The organism is Nocardia wallacei (genome assembly GCF_014466955.1).
GTDB lineage: Bacteria > Actinomycetota > Actinomycetes > Mycobacteriales > Mycobacteriaceae > Nocardia > Nocardia wallacei.
The window spans coordinates 2067183-2087173 of record NZ_AP023396.1; the positions used below are offsets into that span (position 1 = coordinate 2067183).

Annotated in this window: 21 protein-coding genes; 15 read left to right on the forward strand and 6 right to left on the reverse strand. The window is 68.2% G+C overall.

Annotation, left to right across the window (positions count from 1 at the left end):
- Positions 1–36: 36 nt before the first annotated feature.
- The 3 genes from NWFMUON74_RS09310 to NWFMUON74_RS09320 are packed head-to-tail and all read right to left on the reverse strand — an operon-like array spanning position 37 to position 2778.
- Positions 37–462, reverse strand: coding sequence for a molybdenum cofactor biosynthesis protein MoaE (locus NWFMUON74_RS09310; protein ID WP_187687429.1), 426 nt, complete (start codon positions 460–462; stop codon positions 37–39).
- Positions 455–1576 carry a bifunctional molybdenum cofactor biosynthesis protein MoaC/MoaB gene (gene moaCB / locus NWFMUON74_RS09315; protein WP_187687430.1) on the reverse strand — a complete coding sequence of 374 codons (1122 nt, stop codon included), beginning with the start codon at positions 1574–1576 and terminating at the stop codon, positions 455–457. Before moaCB ends, NWFMUON74_RS09310 begins: the two co-directional genes overlap by 8 nt.
- On the reverse strand, positions 1573–2778 hold the full coding sequence (locus tag NWFMUON74_RS09320) for a molybdopterin molybdotransferase MoeA (protein WP_187687431.1): 1206 nt from the start codon (positions 2776–2778) through the stop codon (positions 1573–1575). Before NWFMUON74_RS09320 ends, moaCB begins: the two co-directional genes overlap by 4 nt.
- Positions 2779–2992: 214 nt before the next feature.
- Between NWFMUON74_RS09320 and moaA the strand changes: the two genes are divergently transcribed.
- The 5 genes from moaA to NWFMUON74_RS09345 all read left to right on the forward strand — a co-directional run bounded on the left by moaA (position 2993) and on the right by NWFMUON74_RS09345 (position 6854).
- Positions 2993–4051 carry a GTP 3',8-cyclase MoaA gene (moaA, locus tag NWFMUON74_RS09325; RefSeq protein WP_187687432.1) on the forward strand — a complete coding sequence of 353 codons (1059 nt, stop codon included), beginning with the start codon at positions 2993–2995 and terminating at the stop codon, positions 4049–4051.
- The gene (locus NWFMUON74_RS09330; RefSeq protein ID WP_187687433.1) at positions 4044–4286 is read left to right on the forward strand and encodes a MoaD/ThiS family protein; all 243 of its coding nucleotides are present in this window, start codon (positions 4044–4046) and stop codon (positions 4284–4286) included. Before moaA ends, NWFMUON74_RS09330 begins: the two co-directional genes overlap by 8 nt.
- Before the next feature lie 84 nt (positions 4287–4370).
- On the forward strand, positions 4371–4808 hold the full coding sequence (locus NWFMUON74_RS09335; RefSeq protein ID WP_187687434.1) for a Uma2 family endonuclease: 438 nt from the start codon (positions 4371–4373) through the stop codon (positions 4806–4808).
- Positions 4809–4905: 97 nt separating this feature from the next.
- Positions 4906–5613: a YciI family protein gene (locus tag NWFMUON74_RS09340; RefSeq protein ID WP_342212950.1), complete on the forward strand. Its 708-nt coding sequence runs from the start codon at positions 4906–4908 to the stop codon at positions 5611–5613.
- Positions 5614–5618: 5 nt separating this feature from the next.
- Positions 5619–6854 carry an RNA polymerase sigma factor gene (locus tag NWFMUON74_RS09345; protein ID WP_187687435.1) on the forward strand — a complete coding sequence of 412 codons (1236 nt, stop codon included), beginning with the start codon at positions 5619–5621 and terminating at the stop codon, positions 6852–6854.
- Between the two features lie 4 nt (positions 6855–6858).
- Here the strand turns inward: NWFMUON74_RS09345 and nadE are convergent, their stop codons facing one another.
- Both nadE and NWFMUON74_RS09355 read right to left on the reverse strand, forming a co-directional pair.
- Complete coding sequence (gene nadE / locus NWFMUON74_RS09350) at positions 6859–7701, reverse strand: ammonia-dependent NAD(+) synthetase (protein ID WP_187687436.1); 843 nt, start codon at positions 7699–7701, stop codon at positions 6859–6861.
- Between the two features lie 10 nt (positions 7702–7711).
- A complete protein-coding gene (locus NWFMUON74_RS09355; protein ID WP_187689037.1) occupies positions 7712–8329 on the reverse strand; it encodes a TetR/AcrR family transcriptional regulator in 618 nt (205 codons plus the stop codon).
- Positions 8330–8497: 168 nt separating this feature from the next.
- Between NWFMUON74_RS09355 and NWFMUON74_RS09360 the strand changes: the two genes are divergently transcribed.
- The 9 genes from NWFMUON74_RS09360 (at position 8498) to mgtE (ending at position 17271) form a co-directional block, all read left to right on the forward strand.
- The gene (locus NWFMUON74_RS09360) at positions 8498–9064 is read left to right on the forward strand and encodes an NAD(P)H-dependent oxidoreductase (protein ID WP_187687437.1); all 567 of its coding nucleotides are present in this window, start codon (positions 8498–8500) and stop codon (positions 9062–9064) included.
- 60 nt (positions 9065–9124) lie between these two features.
- Positions 9125–9247, forward strand: a complete 123-nt coding sequence (gene ykgO / locus NWFMUON74_RS09365; RefSeq protein WP_036504093.1) for a type B 50S ribosomal protein L36 — start codon at positions 9125–9127, stop codon at positions 9245–9247.
- Positions 9248–9670: 423 nt separating this feature from the next.
- The gene (locus tag NWFMUON74_RS09370) at positions 9671–9904 is read left to right on the forward strand and encodes a redoxin NrdH (protein WP_187687438.1); all 234 of its coding nucleotides are present in this window, start codon (positions 9671–9673) and stop codon (positions 9902–9904) included.
- Between the two features lie 14 nt (positions 9905–9918).
- Positions 9919–10368: a class Ib ribonucleoside-diphosphate reductase assembly flavoprotein NrdI gene (nrdI, locus tag NWFMUON74_RS09375; RefSeq protein ID WP_187687439.1), complete on the forward strand. Its 450-nt coding sequence runs from the start codon at positions 9919–9921 to the stop codon at positions 10366–10368.
- Positions 10369–10376: 8 nt separating this feature from the next.
- On the forward strand, positions 10377–12509 hold the full coding sequence (nrdE, locus tag NWFMUON74_RS09380; protein WP_187687440.1) for a class 1b ribonucleoside-diphosphate reductase subunit alpha: 2133 nt from the start codon (positions 10377–10379) through the stop codon (positions 12507–12509).
- A 10-nt stretch (positions 12510–12519) separates the two neighbouring features.
- Positions 12520–13287, forward strand: a complete 768-nt coding sequence (locus NWFMUON74_RS09385; RefSeq protein ID WP_187687441.1) for a PIG-L deacetylase family protein — start codon at positions 12520–12522, stop codon at positions 13285–13287.
- Positions 13288–13292: 5 nt separating this feature from the next.
- Entirely contained in the window at positions 13293–14126 is an 834-nt protein-coding gene (locus tag NWFMUON74_RS09390; protein ID WP_187687442.1) for an alpha/beta fold hydrolase, read from the forward strand.
- A gap of 154 nt (positions 14127–14280) precedes the next feature.
- Positions 14281–15501 (forward strand): FAD-dependent monooxygenase, encoded by a 1221-nt coding sequence (locus NWFMUON74_RS09395; protein ID WP_187687443.1) that lies wholly within the window; start codon positions 14281–14283, stop codon positions 15499–15501.
- A 366-nt stretch (positions 15502–15867) separates the two neighbouring features.
- Positions 15868–17271 (forward strand): magnesium transporter, encoded by a 1404-nt coding sequence (mgtE, locus tag NWFMUON74_RS09400; RefSeq protein WP_187687444.1) that lies wholly within the window; start codon positions 15868–15870, stop codon positions 17269–17271.
- 14 nt (positions 17272–17285) lie between these two features.
- Here the strand turns inward: mgtE and NWFMUON74_RS09405 are convergent, their stop codons facing one another.
- On the reverse strand, positions 17286–18569 hold the full coding sequence (locus tag NWFMUON74_RS09405) for a beta-ketoacyl [acyl carrier protein] synthase domain-containing protein (RefSeq protein WP_187687445.1): 1284 nt from the start codon (positions 18567–18569) through the stop codon (positions 17286–17288).
- Between the two features lie 458 nt (positions 18570–19027).
- Between NWFMUON74_RS09405 and nrdF the strand changes: the two genes are divergently transcribed.
- On the forward strand, positions 19028–19990 hold the full coding sequence (gene nrdF / locus NWFMUON74_RS09410; RefSeq protein ID WP_187689038.1) for a class 1b ribonucleoside-diphosphate reductase subunit beta: 963 nt from the start codon (positions 19028–19030) through the stop codon (positions 19988–19990).
- Position 19991: the final 1 nt, after the last annotated feature.

Below are 19991 nucleotides of genomic sequence, written 5' to 3' on the forward strand. Positions count from 1 at the left end.
ACGGTGAGCGCGGATTCCGGACAAGCACTTTCACATTCAGCCGCAGGCGTCGACCCACTCGGACATGCCGTCGGCGAACAACTGGCGTTTCCAGATGGGCACCTCGTGCTTGATCCGGTCCACCAATTCGGCGCAGGTGGCGAAGGCCTCGGCGCGGTGCGGGGCGGCCACCGCGACGGCGATGGCGAGATCGCCGATGGTGAGCGATCCGACCCGGTGGACCGCCGCGACCGGCAGGCCCGCCGTGGCCGCGACATCGGCGCAGACCCGGCGCAGGAAGGTCTCGGCCTGCGGGTGCGCGGAGTACTCCAGGGCCGAAACCGCCTGGCCGCCATCATGATTGCGCACCATGCCGGTGAACACGACGACCGCGCCGTGTTCGGGACCGATCACCGCCCGCTCCACCTCGGCCGGGTCCAGTGGCCGGTCGCTGATCGCGGTGAGCCGAACCTCGTCACTCATGACTGCCTCCTCCGGCCACCTGGGCCAGCAGATGATCCAGCAGCGGTTCCAGAACGCCGATGCCGTCGCGTACGCCGCCGGGGGAGCCGGGCAGATTCACGATCACCGACCGCCCCGCGAGCCCCGCGACGCCGCGACTCAGCGCGGCCAGCGGGAAGGTCGCGGTGCCCGCCAGCCGGACCGCCTCGGCCACCCCGGGCAGTTGCCGGTCCAGCACGGCCAGGGTCGCTTCGGGCGTCGCGTCGGTGGGGGAGGCGCCGGTGCCGCCCGTCGTGATCACCAGGCCCGGCTCGCCGGACAGCGCGTCCGCCAGCCCGGCCGCGATCTCGGCATCCGCGTACACCAGCGGCCCGCGCACCGAGAACCCTTTGCCCGCAAGCCATTCCACCAGCACCGGCCCGGTCTTGTCGACGCGCGTCCCGCCCGCCACCCCGGTCGAGGCCACCACAACCACCGCCGTCCGCGTGCCCTCGATGGAGGTGCCGCCACTCACGCGCTGTGGATCGTGACTGCCGGACCCGGACTCCGAGAACGGCGACGGAAACGTTGGGGACGAGCCGGATTTCGCGCCATGGACGGATGCCGCGGCGGCCCGGTCCGGAGGTCCGGGGCGTGCTGCGTGGTCCGCCCGTTCCCAATGGCCGTGCTTGCCGCCGTCTTTGGTCAGCAGCCGCACGCCGGTGAGTACCGCTGCCGGGTCGACGGCCTTCACCATGTCGTGCAGGGTCAGCCCGGCGACGGCGACGGCGGTGAGCGCTTCCATCTCGACTCCGGTGGGGCCCTTGGTCTTCGCGGTCGCCTCGATGGTGATGGCGTCGGCGGTGAAGCCGAAGTGCACGTCCACGGATGACAGCGCCAGCTGATGACACAGCGGGATCAGCTCGGAGGTCTTCTTCGCGCCCCCGATACCGGCGATGCGCGCGGTCGCCAGTACGTCGGCCTTCGGCATGTCGTCGGCCCGCACCAGTCGCACCACCTCGGCCGTGGTGCGCAACTCGCCCGCCGCGACCGCGGTGCGGGCGGTGTCGCGCTTGGCGCTCACGTCGACCATCCGCGCGCGACCTTCGGAATCGACATGCGACAGCGCGGAATCGGGCGATGACTGCTCGCTCATAGCTCCCAGACTTTCACGGTCGAACCCGCCGCCAGCTCGGTGACCTCGGCGGGAATTTCGATCAGCACATCGGCCTGCGCCATCGCCGCGATGAGATGAGATCCGGGCCCCGAGGTCGGCGCCACCCCGCCGGGCTCGAGCCGGCCGCGCAGGAACTGCCGCCGCCCCGCCGGGGACCGCACCGAATCACGCAGCGGCACATCATGTTTCGGTACGGGTGGCAGACCGGACAGCTCACGCAGAATGGGCCGGGCGAACACCTCGAACGACACCATGGTGCTCACCGGATTGCCGGGAAAACTCAGCACCGGCACACCCTCCACCACCGAGAGTCCTTGCGGCCCACCGGGCTGCATCGCTACCGAGCCGAATTCGCCGCCGATACCGGCCAATACGTCCTTGACGACCTCGAAATCGCCCTTGGACACCCCACCCGAGGTGAACACGACATCCGCCGCCCGGGTCGCCGCACCCAGCTTGCGGCGGAATTCGCCGGGATCGTCGGTACTGTGCTCGATCGACACCACCTCGACGCCGTTGGCGGCCAGCGCCGCGCCCAGCGCGATGCCGTTGGAGTTGTAGATCTGCCCGGGCCGCAACGGTTTTCCCGCGGGCATCAACTCGTCGCCCGTGGTCAGTACCGCGGCGGCGACCCGCCGGAACACCGGCAGCGTCGCCAGCCCGACCGCCGCCAGCGCCGCGATGTGCCGCGGCGCCAGCAGCGTCCCGGCAGGCACGAGCAGATCCCCGGCGTGCACGTCGGTGCCGGGCTCTCGCACGAAATCGCCTGTCTTGCGGCCACGTTCGATCGTCACCGTGCCGTCACCGGCGCGGGTGTCCTCCACCGGCACCACGCAGTCCGCGCCGGGCGGGATCGGCGCTCCCGTCATGACCTTCATCGCCGCACCCGGGGGCAGTGGGGCCTGGCCCGGCTGGCCGGCCGCGACGATCCCGGCCAGCGGCAGCGTCACGGGCGTCACCGCCACCGACTCGGCGCGGACCGCGTAGCCGTCCATCCCGGAATTGCGGAACACCGGCAGGTCCACCGGCGCCCGCACCTCCTCGGCGAGCCGCCGCCCGAGCGCCTCGGCCGTGCCCGCGTCCTCGACGTCGCGGGCCGCGAGCGGGCGCAGCAACTGCTCCACGCGGTCGCGGTGCTCCTCGACGGACCGGGCCGAGGTGGTGGCGGGCCGGGCAGTCACGCGGCCACCTTGGTGCTGATTCGCTCGGTCACAGCCGCAAGCCTAGTCGGGACCGGTTCGGCCGCCCGTTCGTACGTTCCTCCGAAAGGGCTTCGACGGCCACCGCGCCGGGTTCCGCGATCGTCCAGCGCGGACCTGGGCAGACCCGGGTTCGGAAAGCTCACCACGGGTGACCGTACGGGCGTGAGACGGATACGGCAGCCATAATGGTCGCGTGACCGTCGTTCTCATGGGGATTCCCGCCGTGCGGAGCGGGCGTCCCGCGCGGGAGGGACGGCCCGACACCCCGTTGCTGGTGGACAAATTCGGGCGGGTGGCGCGTGACCTGCGCGTCTCCATCACCGAGAAGTGCTCGCTGCGCTGCACCTACTGCATGCCGGAGGAGGGCCTGCCCGCGATCCCGGTCGAGGAGTTGCTGTCGGCGGAGGAGATCGTGCGGCTGGTCGCGCTGTCGGTGCGCGAACTCGGAGTGCGGGAGGTCCGCTTCACCGGCGGTGAGCCACTCATGCGCCGCGATCTCGAACGCATCGTCGCGGGCTGCCACGCGGCCGTCCCCGAGATCCCACTCGCCATGACCACCAACGGTGTCGGCCTCGAACACCGCGCCGCCGCGCTCGCGCGGGCCGGGCTGCACCGCGTCAACGTCTCGCTGGACACCGTCGACCGCACCGGATTCACCCGCCTCACCCGCCGCGATCGGCTCGGTTCGGTCCTCGCCGGAATCCGCGCCGCCCAGCGCGAGGGCCTGGCCCCGGTCAAGGTGAATGCGGTGCTGATGCGCGAAACGCTTTCCGGCGCAGCCGATCTGCTGCAATGGTGCCTGGACGAGGGTTGCGAGCTGCGGTTCATCGAGGAGATGCCGCTGGACGCCGACCACGAGTGGGCGCGCGCCAACATGATCACCGCCGCCGAACTCCTCGACGCGCTGGGCACCCGGTTCACCCTGACCGAGGCGGGTCGCCCCGATCCCGCCGCCCCGGCCGAGAATTGGCTGGTGGACGGCGGCCCGGCCCGGGTCGGCATCATCGCCTCGGTGACGCGCACCTTCTGCTCCGACTGCGACCGCACCCGGCTGACCGCCGACGGCCGGATCCGCTCCTGCCTGTTCAGCGACCAGGAATACGATGTGCGTGCGCTGCTGCGCGCGGGCGCCGGCGACGACGAGATCGCCGACCTGTGGCGCGGCGCGATGTGGAACAAATGGGCCGGGCACGGCATCGACGCCGAGGGCTTCGTGCCGCCGGAACGGACGATGGGAGCCATCGGTGGTTGAGGTCCGCTATTTCGCCGCCATCGCCGACGCGGTCGGCAAGAGCAGCGAGCGACTCGACCTCCCACCCGAGGCCACCGTCGCCGACCTGCGCCGCGCCCTCACCACCACCTACGGCCCCACCCTCGACCCCATGCTGAAGGTCTGCGCCTATCTCATCGGCGACGAACTGACCCGCGACGAAACCACCCCGCTGGCTTCCCAGGTCGACGTCCTTCCCCCGTTCGCGGGCGGCTGACCGGTCCGGCGTGAACTTCCCGGTCACCCCGAGGACGCGAACTATGTTGGTTGGGTCCTTTCGACAAGGGATTCGGAGTGGTCGGTGACAGTTCCCGCGCTGCACCCGCGCCCCGGTAACCTGCGCGCGGTCGCCGAGGAAATCGAGCGTGCCACGGGGCTGCGTGCCGAGATTCTGCGCGGGACTCTCGTGATGTCACCACCGCCGCGCGGAAAGCACGTCGGCACCGTCCGGCGGTTGCGGCAGCAACTCGAGCCTCGGATGCCCGAGGGCCTCGCTCCCTACGAGGTCTCCTCGATCTCGATGCCGGACGATGAGGACGACTACTGCACCCCCGATCTGGTCGTGCTATCCGAGAGCTGGAATGACGACGACAACTGGCTGGCCGATCCGGCGGACGCGGAACTCGCGGTCGAAGTGATTTCAAATCCGAGATCTTCCGGACCCCTTCGGCATCGCCCTGGACACCGGTTGCCTGCCGCGATACGCCGACTGACTATCGGCGTTGTCCGCCGCGGGTGACGCGGGGCGAAAGTTTCCTCCCGCGTGTGTAGAGGAATGCGGGGGTTGTTCGTCGTCTTGGTGAGAGGGGTATCGGGCTCCTCCGCGGCGAGGAAGGATGGCGGACATGCATTATCTGGCGTTGATGGCGGGGCCGGTGGATGGCGGGCCGGAGCCGGGCACGGCCGAGTTCGATGCCGAGGTCGGGCGGTATGCGGAGTTCGAGGAGAAGGCGCGGGCGGTGATCGCGGGTGGGGCCGCGTTGTATCCGGCGGACGGTACGGGGGTGCGCGGCGCGGCGGTGGTGTCCGACGGGCCGTTCGCCGAGCAGGCCGAGGTGGTCGGGGGCTTCTACGTCTTCGACTGCCCGAACCTGGACGACGTGGTCGAGCTGGTCCGGCAACTGCCCGCAGCGGAACAGGGCCGGATCGAGGTGCGGCCGATGGCGCAGTGGAACGCGCCGGAAAAGCTCGGGTCCGACAGCTGGCTGGCGTTGCTGTGGGAACCGGCCGAGACGGTGATCGCGCCCGGCACGCCCGCGTGGGAGGCGGCGCTCGTGGAGCACCAGCGGTTCGCCGAGCGGGTGGGCACGGCCATTCGCGGTGGGGGAGCGTTGCAGCCGCCGTCCACCGCCACCACCGTGCGGGTGCGCGCGGGTGAACTGCTGCTCAGCGACGGCCCGTTCGCCGAAGGCGCGGAGGTGGTCGACGGGCTCTACATCCTGGCCGCGCCCGATGAAGCCCGGGCGGTCGAATACGCGGCGCACATTCCGCTGGGCCCGGCCGGACGAACCGAGGTGCGCCGGATCGTCGACCTCGACGGCTGATCGCGATGGGTTCGGCCGATCGCATCGACGTCGTCTACCGCGCCGAGTTCGGCCACGCCCTCGCCACCGTCGCCCGCCTGGTCGGTGACATCGGCCTGGCGGAGGACGCGGTGCAGGAGGCGTTCGCCGATGCGTTACGCAGCTGGCCCGCGTCCGGCGCACCGGCGAACCCGGGCGCCTGGATCACCACCGCGGCCCGCAAGCGCGCCCTGGACCGCTTGCGCCGTGAATCCGCCCGGGCGGCAAAGGAACACGTCGCCCTGCTGAGTGCCGCGCCGTGGGAGGAACCGGAGATGTCCCCGATCCCGGACGACCAGTTGCGGATGATCTTCACCTGCTGCCACCCCGCCCTGTCGCCGGAATCGCGGGTCGCGCTGACCCTGCGCCTGGTGTGCGGCCTGCGCACGGCGGAGATCGCCCGCGCCTTCCTGCAATCCGAGCACACCGTGGCCCAGCGCCTGAGCCGCGCGAAGGCGAAGATCCGTCAGGCCGCGATCCCGCTGCGGGTGCCTCCGGCCGACCTGCTGCCCGAACGGATGCCGAGCGTGCTGGCGTGCGTCTACCTGGTGTTCAGCGAGGGTTACTTCGCGACGTCGGGGTCGGCGGCGGTGCGGGACGAGCTGTGCGACGAGGCGATTCGGCTGGGGCGGCTGGTGTGCGGCCTGCTGCCCGCCGAGCCCGAGGCCCGTGCCCTGCTCGCCCTCATGCTGCTGCAGGACAGCCGCCGGGCCCAGCGCCGCGCGCCGGACGGCAGCCTGGTGCCGCTGGAGGAACAGGACCGCGCCCGCTGGAATCGGGAGGCCATCCGCACCGGCCTGAGCTGCCTGGTGGCGGCCGCCGAAACGGGCGGCGGCGGGCCCTACCTGGCGCAGGCCCGGATCGCCGGAGCGCACGCGGTCGCACCGAGCTGGGCGGAAACGGACTGGCACGCCATCGTCTCCGCGTACGACGAATTGCTCCGCTACACCGAATCGCCCGCGGTCCGCGTGCATCGCGCCGTGGCGGTCGGATTCCTCCGCGGCTTCGAGCATGGCTTGGCGGACCTCGACGAGATCGCGGCTCACCCCCGGCTCGCGGATACGAACCTGGTCGCCGCCACCCGCGCCGACCTTCTGCGCCGCGCCGGACGCCGCGCCGAAGCGGCCGCGCAGTACCGGCTGGCGATCGAGCGGACGGACAACGATCAGGCCCGCCGGTTCCTGCGGCGGCGGCTCACCGAGATCGAGCGGGGCTCGTCGTGAAAGATCAGTCCCGCCACCAGGTATCGAAGGGTGTGACGGGAACCGTCCGCTTGTGGCGGGTGCCGAGGAAGATCGACTCGATGCGGTCGGCCGTCTCCGCGGTGACGTCCTTGCCCTCCAGATAGTCGTCGATCTGCGCATACTTCAAGCCCAGGGCGACCTCGTCGGGCAGGGCGGGCCGGTCGTCCTCCAGGTCGGCGGTCGGCACCTTCTGCCAGGCGCTCGGCGGCGCGCCCAACTCCTGCAGCAGGGCCGCGCCCTGGCGCTTGGTCAGTCCGGTCAGCGGGGTGACGTCCACGCCGCCGTCGCCGTACTTGGTGAAGAAGCCGGTGACCGCCTCGGCGGCATGATCGGTACCGGCGACCAGCAAATTCAGCTGTCCGGCGATCGAATACTGGATCACCATGCGCTCGCGGGCCTTGATGTTGCCGCGCACGAAGTCTCGCAGCTGCGGCTCGCCGCCCAGCAGCTCCCGCAACCCCGCGGCGGATTCCGCCGCCACGGCGTCGGCGCTCGGCTTGACGTTCACCGAGATCGAGCGATCCGGCCGGATGAACCGCAGCGCGATCTGCGCGTCCTCCTCGTCGGCCTGCACGCCGTAGGGCAGCCGCACCGCTACGAAGGTGGCCTCCCGGCCCTCCGCCCGCAGTTCCTCGGCCGCCAGCTGGCACAACCGCCCGGTGAGCGTCGAATCCTGCCCGCCGCTGATGCCCAGCACGAAACCCCTTGCGGGCGTGGCCTTCAGATAGTCCTTGAGGAAATCGACACGGCGGCGCACCTCCACCTTCGGTTCGATCACCGGCCGCACACCCAGTTCGGCGACGATACGTTCACGCAGGTTGCCCATGCCGCTCACTCTACTGAGGCCCCGGGACGACCGCGCGGACCAGCCGCTCCCAGTGGTCGCCGATCTGCTCCAGGGAGTAACCGAGCACTCCGGTCTGGTGCAGGACGAGTCCGGCGTCCAGCGCGGCCAGCAGCGTGTCTGCCAGCAACGGGATGTCCGCGTCCGTTCCGGCCTGCCGAAGCAGCAGCGCCACATGGGTTTTCATGACGTTGTAGGGCGGGGTGGAGTACCGGCCCGGATCGTCGGCGGCGCGGCGCATCTCGCCCTCGACCTCGAGCCCCGCCAGCCGGGCCCGCCCGAAGGCCACCAGCCGCTCCACCGCCGGTGCTCCGGGCCCCAGCGGCGGCGGCCCGAACATGTACGCTGCCTGGAGTTTTCGCTCGGACTGGTCCAGCAGGGCCAGCATCAGCCCGGCCCGATTGCCGAACCGCCGGAACACGGTCCCCTTCCCGACACCCGCGCGCCGGGCCACGGCGTCCATGGTGACCCCGTCGGCGCCGTGCTCGTGCACCAGCTGTTCGGCGGCGTCGAGCAGCAACTGCCGGTTGCGGGCGGCGTCGCTGCGTTCCGGATGCTCCTCCGCGACCGGCAGCGTGTCCGGCGGGACCGGCGCGGCGACCGCCTCGATGGGCAGCGCGGCCGGGCCGTCGCCGGGCTGCGCTGCGGGCGCGGCGGCAGGCTCTCGTGTGTCGTAGTTCACAGCGGGGACCTCGGGCTCGGGGAATGAAAGCGGACTGCGGTCCGGTTATCGTGCAGTGAAAGCGTAACCCGCCGCAACACCGCACAAGGAGTGATCATGTCTCAGACCCGTCTACTCGCGCTGGTCGGCAGCCTGCGTGCCGCATCGTTCAACCGGCAGCTGGCCGAGGCCGCCGCGCAGACCGCGTCGGAAGGTGTCGAGGTCACCATCTTCGAGGGTCTCGGAGACATCCCCTTCTACAACGAGGACATCGACGTGCCCGGCCGGGTGCCCGCCGCCGCGGTCGCGTTGCGTGAGGCGGTGGCCGAGGCCGACGGATTGCTGTTCTTCGTCCCCGAATACAACGGGACCATTCCGGCCGCGCTGAAGAACGCCATCGACTGGGCCTCCCGTCCGTTCGGCGACGGCTCGATCAAGGGTAGGCCTTCCGCGGTCATCAGCGCCTCGATCAGCGCGAACGCCGCCAAATGGTCGCACGGCGATACCGTCAAGGCCCTGAACGTGGCCGGTGCGGCCGTGGTGGAGAGCGCTCATCTGCACTTCGGCACCATCGGTCAGCGGTTCGGCGAGGCGCATCCGCGCGACGACGCCGAGGCCCTGACCCAGCTCGCGGCCGCGGTCGGCGACCTGGTCGGTGCCGTGCGGGCACGGGTCGACGCCTGAGTTCACGACAGTTCCGTGCCGCCTATAGAATGTGAAAATCATTTTCGTTTTGGAGGTGGCATGAAGGTCCGCAACTCGCTGCGTTCGCTGAAGGACAAGCCGGGCGCGCAGGTCGTGCGTCGTCGCGGCAAGACGTACGTGATCAACAAGAAGGAGCCGCGGTTCAAGGCCCGGCAGGGCTGACCCCGCACGCGCCGGGAAAGGGCCGCTTCGTCCTGCGGGACGGGGCGGCCCTTTCGCTGTCCGGCGGGTCGGAGGAGGCGGATGGGACGGCTGTTGCCAATGGGGGAGATGGGTTTGCTGGGAGGGAGCTGCGACGCGAAATCGTGATCTGCACCACTGCCATGTCGGGTTGCGAATCGACTGTGCAGGTACTTGCGTCGAGGGAATTCCATCTTTGTGACTCGCAAGATGTCGTGTTGTAGGAATCTGTCGGCCACTAGGTGTAGTGTCTACGGCACTGGAGGACGACGCGAGCTCGAGTGTCGGGGTGGTACCTGCGACCTGGGTTTCCGGACCCGCTTCCAGGGGTTTGCGCAGTAACCACGTGGATCTTTGTGAGTCGTGCACTGCAGACGGATTCAAGGCAAGGAGAGAGGGACACTCATGACCATCACCGTGTACACCAAGCCCGCTTGTGTCCAGTGCAATGCCACCTACCGCGCTCTCGACAAGGCGGGTATCGACTACACCGTCGTCGACATCTCCGAGAACCCCGAGGCTCGCGACTACGTGATGGCCCTGGGCTACCTGCAGGCTCCCGTCGTCGTCGCCGGCGACGAGCACTGGTCGGGCTTCCGCCCCGACCGCATCAAGTCGCTGCTGACCCAGGCGGCCTGATTCCGGGAGTGGCCGTGCCCGACCTGGTCTACTTCTCGAGCGCGTCGGAGAACACGCACCGTTTCGTCGAGCGGCTGGGCCTCCCGGCCGTTCGCATTCCGCTCCACACCGCCGAATCGCTTCGCGTCGACGAGCCCTACGTGCTGATCTGCCCCACCTACGGGGGCGGTCGGCACGTGCTGGGCGGCAACCGATCCGACAAGGAATTCGTGCCCCGTCAGGTGGCCAAGTTCCTCAACGATCCGCACAATCGTGCGTTGCTGCGCGGCGTCATCGCGGCCGGCAACACGAACTTCGGCGATACGTATTGCTATGCGGGAGAGGTGATCTCGCGCAAGGCCGGGGTGCCGTACCTGTATCGCTTCGAACTCATGGGAACCGCCGAGGACGTCGAACGCGTCCGAGAGGGATTGGGATTGTTTTGGCAACGACAACAGCACCGGCCGGAAAGACGGCCCGCCTAGAGCGCCCGGTGACGAGCGACCCGTCGACCGAGGGCTTGGACTACCACGCCCTCAACGCGATGCTGAATCTCTACGGCCCCAACGGCGAGATTCAGTTCGACAAGGACCGCGAGGCCGCCAACCAGTACTTCCTGCAGCACGTCAACCAGAACACGGTCTTCTTCCACAACCTCGACGAGAAGCTCGACTACCTCGTCGAGGAGAACTATTACGAGGCCGAGGTGCTCGAGCAGTACAGCCGGTCGTTCGTGAAGAAGCTGTTCCAGCAGGCGTACGCCAAGAAGTTCCGGTTCCCGACCTTCCTCGGCGCATTCAAGTACTACACCTCGTACACGCTGAAGACCTTCGACGGCAAGCGCTACCTGGAGCGCTTCGAGGACCGCGTCTGCATGGTCGCCCTGACCCTCGCCGCCGGTGACGAGACCCTGGCGTCGGAACTGGTCGAGGAAATCATCGACGGCCGCTTCCAACCCGCCACCCCCACCTTCCTCAACTCGGGCAAGAAACAGCGCGGCGAGCCGGTGAGCTGTTTCCTCCTTCGCATCGAGGACAACATGGAGTCCATCGGGCGCTCCATCAACTCGGCGTTGCAGCTGTCCAAGCGGGGTGGCGGGGTCGCGTTGCTGCTCAGCAATATTCGTGAGCACGGTGCGCCGATCAAGAAGATCGAGAACCAGTCCTCGGGCGTTATTCCGATCATGAAGCTGCTGGAGGATTCGTTCTCCTACGCCAACCAGCTCGGGGCGCGGCAGGGGGCGGGTGCGGTGTATCTGCATGCGCACCATCCGGATATCTACCGCTTCCTCGACACCAAGCGTGAGAACGCGGACGAGAAGATCCGTATCAAGACGCTGTCGCTGGGCGTGGTGATTCCCGACATCACCTTCGAGCTGGCGAAGAAGAACGAGGACATGTACCTGTTCTCGCCCTACGACGTCGAGCGCATCTACGGCGTGCCGTTCGCCGACATCAATGTCACCGAGAAGTACCACGAGATGGTCGACGACAAGCGCATTCGCAAGTCGAAGATCAACGCGCGCGAGTTCTTCCAGACCATCGCCGAGTTGCAGTTCGAATCGGGCTACCCGTACATCATGTACGAGGACACGGTGAACCGGGCCAACCCGATCGCCGGCAAGATCACCCACTCCAACCTGTGCTCGGAGATCCTGCAGGTCTCCACGCCGTCGGTATTCAACGACGATCTGTCCTATGCCGTTGTGGGCAAGGATATTTCGTGCAATCTGGGTTCGCTGAACATCGCCAAGACGATGGACTCGCCGGATTTCGGCAAGACCGTGGAGACGGCGATCCGCGCGCTGACCGCGGTCTCGGACCAGACCCATATCCACTCGGTGCCCTCGATCGAGCAGGGCAACAACCAATCCCACGCCATCGGCCTGGGGCAGATGAACCTGCACGGGTACCTGGCGCGGGAGCGGGTGCACTACGGGTCCGAAGAAGGTGTGGATTTCACCAACATCTACTTCTATACGGTCGCCTATCACGCGATTCGGGCGTCGAACAAGCTGGCCATCGAACGCGGGCAGTACTTCGGCGGCTTCCCGGAGTCGAAATACGCCAGCGGCGAATACTTCGACAAGTACACCGAGCAGGTGTGGGAACCGGCGACCGAGCGGGTGCGGCAGATCTTCGCCGACGCCGGCGTGCACATCCCGACGCAGGACGACTGGCGCGAACTGAAGTCCTCGGTGATGGCCCACGGTCTCTACAACCAGAATCTGCAGGCCGTGCCGCCCACGGGCTCGATCTCCTACATCAACCACTCCACCAGCTCGATCCACCCGGTGGCGTCGAAGATCGAGATCCGCAAGGAAGGCAAGATCGGCCGCGTCTACTACCCGGCGCCCTATCTCGACAACGACAACCTCGACTATTTCGAGGACGCCTACGAGATCGGCTACGAGAAGATCATCGACACCTACGCCGCCGCCACCCAGCACGTGGACCAGGGCCTGTCGCTGACCTTGTTCTTCAAGGACACCGCCACCACCCGCGACGTCAACCGCGCCCAGATCTATGCCTGGCGCAAGGGCATCAAGACGCTGTACTACATCCGTATCCGCCAAATGGCCTTGGAGGGTACGGAAGTCGAGGGATGTGTCAGTTGCATGCTGTAAGGGTGTAGGCATGACATTGCCCGCACTCCCCGAGGAGTCCTTCCGGCGCGTGCTCTGTGTCGTCGCGCATCCCGACGACATGGAGTACGGCACGTCCGCTGCGGTCGCGCGCTGGACCGCCCGCGGCATCGAGGTCGGTTATCTGCTGCTCACGCGCGGCGAGGCCGGTATGCCGAACCCGCCCGAGGAGACCGCGCGCCTGCGGGTCGCCGAGCAGCGGGCCGCCTGCGCCGCCGTCGGTGTCGAGCACCTGACCGTCCTCGAACATCCGGACGGTGTGCTCGTCTACGGGCTGGACCTGCGCCGGGACATCTGCCGCGAGATCCGCCGGTTCCAGCCCGACGTCGTGCTCGGCGCGAGTTTCGATGTCGAGACGCCTTACGGTTTCGATCAGGCCGACCACCGCGCGGCCGGGCTCGCGACGCTCGACGCGCTGCGCGACGCGGGCAACCGGTGGGTCTTCCCGGAACAGATCGACGAGGAGGACCTCGAACCGCATTCCGTGCGCTGGTATCTCGTTCCCGGGCTGGGGGACTCGGTGACCCACGGCGTCGACGTCACGGGCGAGCCGCTGCGCCGCGGCGTCGCCTCGCTCGAGGCGCACGCCGCCTATCTCGCCGCGCTCCCGGACCATCCCGCCCCCGCCGACTTCATCCCGCAGTTCACCGCGATGAGCGGCAAGGCCATGGGCGTCGCGCATGCCGTCCTGTTCCGCGCTCACGACCTGCAGGCACCGCCGGATTTCGGCACCGGCGACGCGCGGGACGACTCGCAGTGACGGCGATGACGCCCACGCGCAGCGGTCACTTGCCGCTCAACGGCCTGAACATCTATTACGAGGTGTACGGCGGCGAGTCGAAAACGTTTCCGCTGCTGCTGATTCCGGGCGGGTTCATGGCCACCGGCTCGATGGCGTCGTGGGTGTCCGCCTTCGCGGGCACGCGCACCGTGATCGTGTTCGATCAGCAAGGGCACGGCCGCACCCCGGACACCTCGCGCGAGATGTCCTTCGAGCAGTTCGCCGACGACGCCGCGGCGTTGCTGCGCGCGTTGGAAATCGAGCGCGCGGCTGTGCTGGGCTACTCCCAGGGCGGTGGGGTCGCGCTGCAACTCGCGCTCCGGCATCCGAGCCTGGTCGACAAGCTCGTCTCGTTGTCGGCTTCCTACCGCGCCGACGGCTGGTACCCGGCGGTGCTGGAGGGCATCCGGGGACTGAGCGTCGCGGACTTCGCCGGTACGGCGGTCGAGAAGGCATTCGAGGAGCACACTCCGGACCCCGCGGCGTTCGAGGTCTACCTCGAGAAGATGAAGGTCCTGAGCATCGACGACCAGAACGTCAGCGACGAGCAGCTGCGTTCGATCGCCGCGAAGACGATGGTCATCGCCGGCGACGCGGACGCGGTGCGGCCCGAGCACGCGCTATCGATGTTCACGCTGCGCGGTGGCGGCGACGAGGAAGCGGCCGCGACGGGGGCACTGCGGCGAATACCCGTCGCGCGCTTGGCAATTCTGCCCGCGATGTCGCATATCGGCATCTTCGGCGAGTCGGCGGTACTGGCGCCGATGGTGACCGCGTTCCTCGACGATGTGGTGCCGTCGACGCCGGATCTCTTCTAGGCCCCGGCCGGGACGCCGCACCGATGAATTTCCTGTCGGTCCGTAGTCGATACCCCTGGATGCACCCACAGCGGTGGGCGTGCGCCGGAACCGTTCCGGGGCAGGCGGAAAGACATGGAGGCAGCGGGATGCGGACGAGTGCGGAGGGGGAACTGTGAGTGGTATCAGGGTTCTGGTGGCGGGGGCGAGCATCGCGGGGCCGGCGCTGGCCCACTGGTTGCACCGGCGGGGCGCCGAGGTGACCGTGGTGGAGCGCGCCCCCGAGCTGCGTCCCGGCGGCCAGGCGGTGGACGCGCGCGGAGTCGCCAAGGACGTCATCGGGCGGATGGGGCTGGCCGCGGCGGTGCGCGCGGCCTGTACCGACACCGCGGGTGCGCACACCGTGGACGCGGACGGGAACGTGCTCGAGACCTATCGCGCGGAAGACCACGGCGGTGACGGGTACATCTCGGAGATCGAGATCCTGCGCGGGGACCTGTCGCGGGTGCTCTACGACGACACCCGCGACGATGTCGAGTACCTCTTCGGCGACCGCATCGCCGAACTCACGCAGGACGCCGACGGTGTCGACGTCACCTTCGCCGGTGGCGCCCGGCGGCGCTTCGATCTGGTGGTAGGGGCCGACGGGCTGCACTCGGCGTTGCGGGCGATGGTCTTCGGGCCGCACGAGCGGTTCGTCCGCCATCTCGGACTCGTACTGGCCTTCTACAGCGTGCCCAACGAGTTCGGGCTGGACCGCTGGATGCTCGACTTCCAGGAGTCCGGGCGCTCCGCCGGCCTGCGCCCGGTCCCCGACGCCGCCCGCGCGATAGCCATGCTCTCCTTCCCCGCGGCCGACTTCGACGTCGACTACCGCGACATCGAGGGCCAGAAGCGCCTGCTGCGCGAGCGGATGGCCGGGCTGGGCTGGCTGACCCCGGACATCCTCGCGCACCTGGACGACACCCCGGACTTCTATCTCGATCAAGTCGCCCAGGTAGTGATGGACCGCTGGTCCAACGGGCGGGTCGGGCTGATCGGAGACGCGGCGTTCAGCGCATCGCCGATGTCCGGCGCGGGCACCGGGATGGCCCTGATCGGCGCCTACCTGCTGGCCGGAGAACTGGCCGCCGCCGAATGGAACCCCCGGGCCGGATTCGCCGCCTACGAGGCGAGCATGCGCCCGTTCGTCGAGGCCAACCAGGAAATCGGCCGCCTCCACGTGCACAGCCTCGCCCCCGAGCCGGACGCCGAGCATACCGTCGATTTCGAAGGCGAATGGTTCGCCGCCCTCATCGATCGCGCACTCAACGGCGTCGAACTGCCCGACTACGCGAATCTGCCCGACTCCGGCATCCGGGCCCACCCGCCACTCACGCCGTCCGCCGGACGGTAGTTCGCACAGCGCCGATCGAGACGGACGTCACGTCGGCGGGAACTCGACGCGTCGACGTTGTGTCCCTGCTGGCGCGTCGAGTTGGACATGCGCGTATCCTGCTGTGGAATGCTTTGCGTCATCGGCGGATAGGCTGCCGGTGGCTGCGTTCGCCGCAGGCGGACGGCGCACATGACGAGAGCGGTATCGACCGAGGAGGTGGGTTGCTATGCGTAGCGAGCCCCCGAGTCGAAGGCCGCGCGGCGTCCCCCAGATGCACAGCCGGTAGTTCGACGGCAGTCCGGGGTGGCGCCCCGCGGTGTGATCCGGTGTCTTCCTTTCCGCTGCATGCCGTAGTGATGCATGCCGTTGTGCCGAGGTTCTGCCATGTCGCTGACCGATCTGTCCGTCGCTGCTCCCGTAACCGCCGCGGCCGAGCCCGCCGAAACCCACGAGACCCCGCGCGTGGAGTCGCTGCAGGATGTCGTGGACTGCGGCCGCGTCGAGGCCACCCAGGCGTGGCTGGACGAGCATGCCCCGCACCTGATCGCCGACCAGCTCGCCCGCATGGACGCGGTCCCGGCCGGGCTGGCGTTCCGGCTGCTCGACAAGGATCGGGCGCTGGCGGTTTTCGAGGAACTCGAACCCGTCGACCAGCAGCAGATCCTGTCCGGGCTGCGCGGCCAGGCGTTCCGTGAACTCGTCGAGGAGATGGATCCCGACGACCGCGCCCGCATGCTGCGCGAGGCCCCCGCCAAGGTCGCCAAGAAGGTGCTTGCCGGGCTGAGCCCGCACGAGCGCCGCATGACCGCCGCGCTGCTCGGCTATCCGGAGGGGTCCGTCGGCCGGTACATGACGCCGGAAGTCGTCGCGCTGCCGCGACAGTTGACCGTCGCGCAGGCGCTGCAGATGGTCCGGGTGAAGGGCGTCGGCGCGGAGACGGTCTACACGCTGCCCGTGGTCGATCTGGGCCGTCGGCTGATCGGCATTGTCGAGCTGCGTGAGCTGGTGCTCAGCGCGCCCGAGGCGATGGTGTCGGATCTGGTGGTCACCGAGCCGGTGTTCGCGCGCGCGACCGACGCGGCGGAGAAGGCCGCGCGGCTGATGCGGGAGACGAACCTGATCAACCTGCCGGTGGTCGACAGCGAGGACCGCCTGGTCGGGCTGCTGACCATCGACGACGCGGTGGAGGTCATCGAGGCGGCCGACAGCGAGGACGTGGCGCGCCAGGCCGGGGCCGCGCCCTGGGCCGGTCACTACATGGCCGCCGGGGTGTTCCAGCTGGCCCGCTACCGCGCGATGTGGCTGCTGTTGCTGCTGGTCGCGGCGACGCTGACGGTCTCGGTGACCGATGCCTTCGAGGCCACTCTCGCGCAGGCCGCCCACTTGGCGCTGTTCATCCCGCTGCTCATCGGCGCGGGCGGCAACGCGGGCGCGCAAGCGGCGACCTCCTGTGTCCGCGCCTTGGCCGTCGGTGAGGTACGGGTATCGGATCTGCTGCGGGTGATCTGGCGGGAATGCCGGGTCGGCCTGGTGCTCGGGTCGATGCTGGCCGCCGTCGGCATGGTGATCGGCGGGGTGTTCGTCAGCGCCGACATAGCCCTCGTCGTAGGCATCACCCTGATCATCATCTGCGGCTGGGCGGCCACCATCGGCGGCACCATGCCCCTGCTGGCCAAGAAACTCCGCATCGATCCAGCGGTGATCTCCGCCCCCATGGTGACCACTCTGGTCGACGCGACAGGGCTCGTCATCTACTTCACGACCGCCAAGGTCGTGCTGGGAATCTGAGGTCCCCGGCCGATTCACTGTTCCAACTCGGGCATGGCAAGCAGCAGGTGCGCGTTCGTTCCGGCCAGCCCGAACGATGAGATGGCTCCGTACCGTAGGCCGCCGTGGGGTTGCCAGGGCTCGAGCTCGGCCGCCAAGCGCAGGTTGCTGCCGGCCCAGTCCACCTTCGTGGTCGGGTTTTCGGAGAACACGCTCGGCGCGATCGCGCCCCGCGCACCGCACAGCAGCATCTTGACCAACCCGAGCATGCCCGCCGCGGCTTGCGTATGGCCGAGATTGGATTTCACCGAGCCGAGAACCGGGCCACCACGATGGTGGCGCTGCGCCGATCCGTATGTTTGCTGCAATGCCGTGATCTCGACACTGTCTCCGGCGCGAGTGGCCGCGCCATGTCCCTCGATGAGCCCCACGTCGCCGATTCCGATTCCGGCCCGCTCGATGGTCTGGTGGATCAGCCGTTCCTGTGCCGTGGCACTGGGCAGAATGATCCGCCGACCACTGCCGTTGTGGTTGACCTGCGAAGCCAAGATTCTCCCGTACACCCGATGCCCCAGCCGCCGGGCGCGGGATTCACGCTCGAGAACCACTACCGCCGCGCCTTCGGCCCAGACAGTTCCCGACGCTCCCTCCGCGAACGACCGGCAGTGGCCGTCGGTGGCCAGCCCGTTCACCTTCGCGGATTCGAAAAATGCCGACGGCTGACCCATCACGCACACAGCACCCGCCAGCGCCCACTCACAATCGCCGTCGCGGATCGCGGCCGCCGCCGAATGCAAAGCAGTCAAACCGGACGCACATGCCGTGTCCACGCTGATCGCGGGACCGTACAGACCCAGGCAGTGCGAAATTCGGCCCGAAATCGCCGCGAGTGTCATACCGGAACGGCCCCGATGCTCGTTATATGACGCTCCGACGAAGGAGCCACAAGCCTCGCCCTTCACTTTGCCCGGATTGACACCCGCGTTCTCCAGCGCCCGCCAGGCGACCCGGAGCGCCACCCATTGCTGCGGGTCCATCGCAACCCGCGCCTCCGACAACCTGATCCCGAAGAACTCCGGGTCGAATCTCGTTGCCTCGGAGAGGAATCCACCCGCATCCGGCACCACGGTGCTGCCGGCCGATGCCGCACCGACTCCGTCGAGCCGCCATCCTCGGTCACGCGGAAAAGGACCGATCAACTCACGCCCGCCGGCCAGCGCCTCCCAGAGGGATGGCAAATCGTCCACGTCCCCCGGAGCCTCCACACCTATTCCCGTGATGACGATGCGATCACTCTCTGCCTCTACCGACGCAGCCATCAATATCCTCCCCGACCAATGGTTGATCTGTCATTCGAATGACAGCTCTGTAGTTCCGCCGGCCGACACTAGCTTTCTGGATTCCGGCCGTGTTCCCAACGGTGCATAGGTATGTATTCGGATGGGATAGGCATGCCTTTGGACAGGGACGGTCGCCGGTATCGCTGATTTCGTCGGGTTCCGAGCACGGGGTGGCCTCCGGCCGAGTGGCTCAGGGGTCTGGCAAACTGCTGGCACTCCTCGGCGATGCGAGTTCGACCGGGATGCGTGGCACGATGTGCGGTGGCTCGGCGACGGTGCGGCCCGGGCTGAGTCGCCGCATACTCGCGGTGGACGTGCTGTACGGCACAAGACACAACTTGTTGTGTTACATGTTGTTTCGGTACCCCAGTAGTAGTGTTCCAGGGCGAGGGAAAACCCCGCGGTCCGGTGATGTGAGAAGGGTGAGTGAGCGGCGCGTGAAGCTGATCGACCGAGTGTCTGCGATCAACTGGAATCGGGTGCCCGACGAGAAGGATGCCGAGGTCTGGGACCGGTTGGTCGGCAACTTCTGGTTGCCGGAGAAGGTTCCGGTGTCCAACGACATTCCGTCGTGGGCCACGCTGACCGACCACGAAAAGCAGTTGACCATGCGGGTTTTCACCGGTCTGACGCTGCTGGACACCATCCAGGGCACGGTCGGCGCGGTGAGCCTGATCCCCGATGCGCTGACCCCGCACGAGGAAGCGGTGCTCACCAACATCGCCTTCATGGAATCGGTGCACGCCAAGAGCTACAGCTCGATCTTCTCCACGCTGTGCTCGACTCGCGATATCGACGACGCCTTCCGCTGGTCGGAGGAGAACCGCAACCTGCAGCGCAAGGCCGAGATCGTGCTCGACTACTACCGGGGCGACGAGCCGCTGAAGCGCAAGGTGGCGTCCACGCTGCTGGAGAGTTTTCTGTTCTACTCCGGCTTCTACCTGCCGATGTACTGGTCCTCGCGCGCCAAGCTCACCAACACCGCCGACCTGATCCGCCTGATCATCCGCGACGAGGCCGTGCACGGGTACTACATCGGCTACAAGTACCAGAAGGGCCTCGAGCAGCTGACGCAGGCCGAACAGGAAGAGCTGAAGAACTACACCTTCGAGTTGCTGTTCGAGCTGTACGAGAACGAGGTCGAGTACACCCAGGACCTCTACGACGAGGTCGGCCTGACCGAGGACGTCAAGAAGTTCCTGCGCTACAACGCCAACAAGGCGCTCATGAACCTCGGCTACGAGGGGCTGTTCCCCAAGGACGAGACGGAGGTCAACCCCGCCATCCTCTCCGCCCTGTCACCCAACGCCGACGAGAACCACGACTTCTTCTCCGGCTCGGGCTCGAGCTATGTGATCGGCAAGGCCGTGAACACCGAGGACGAGGACTGGGACTTCTGAA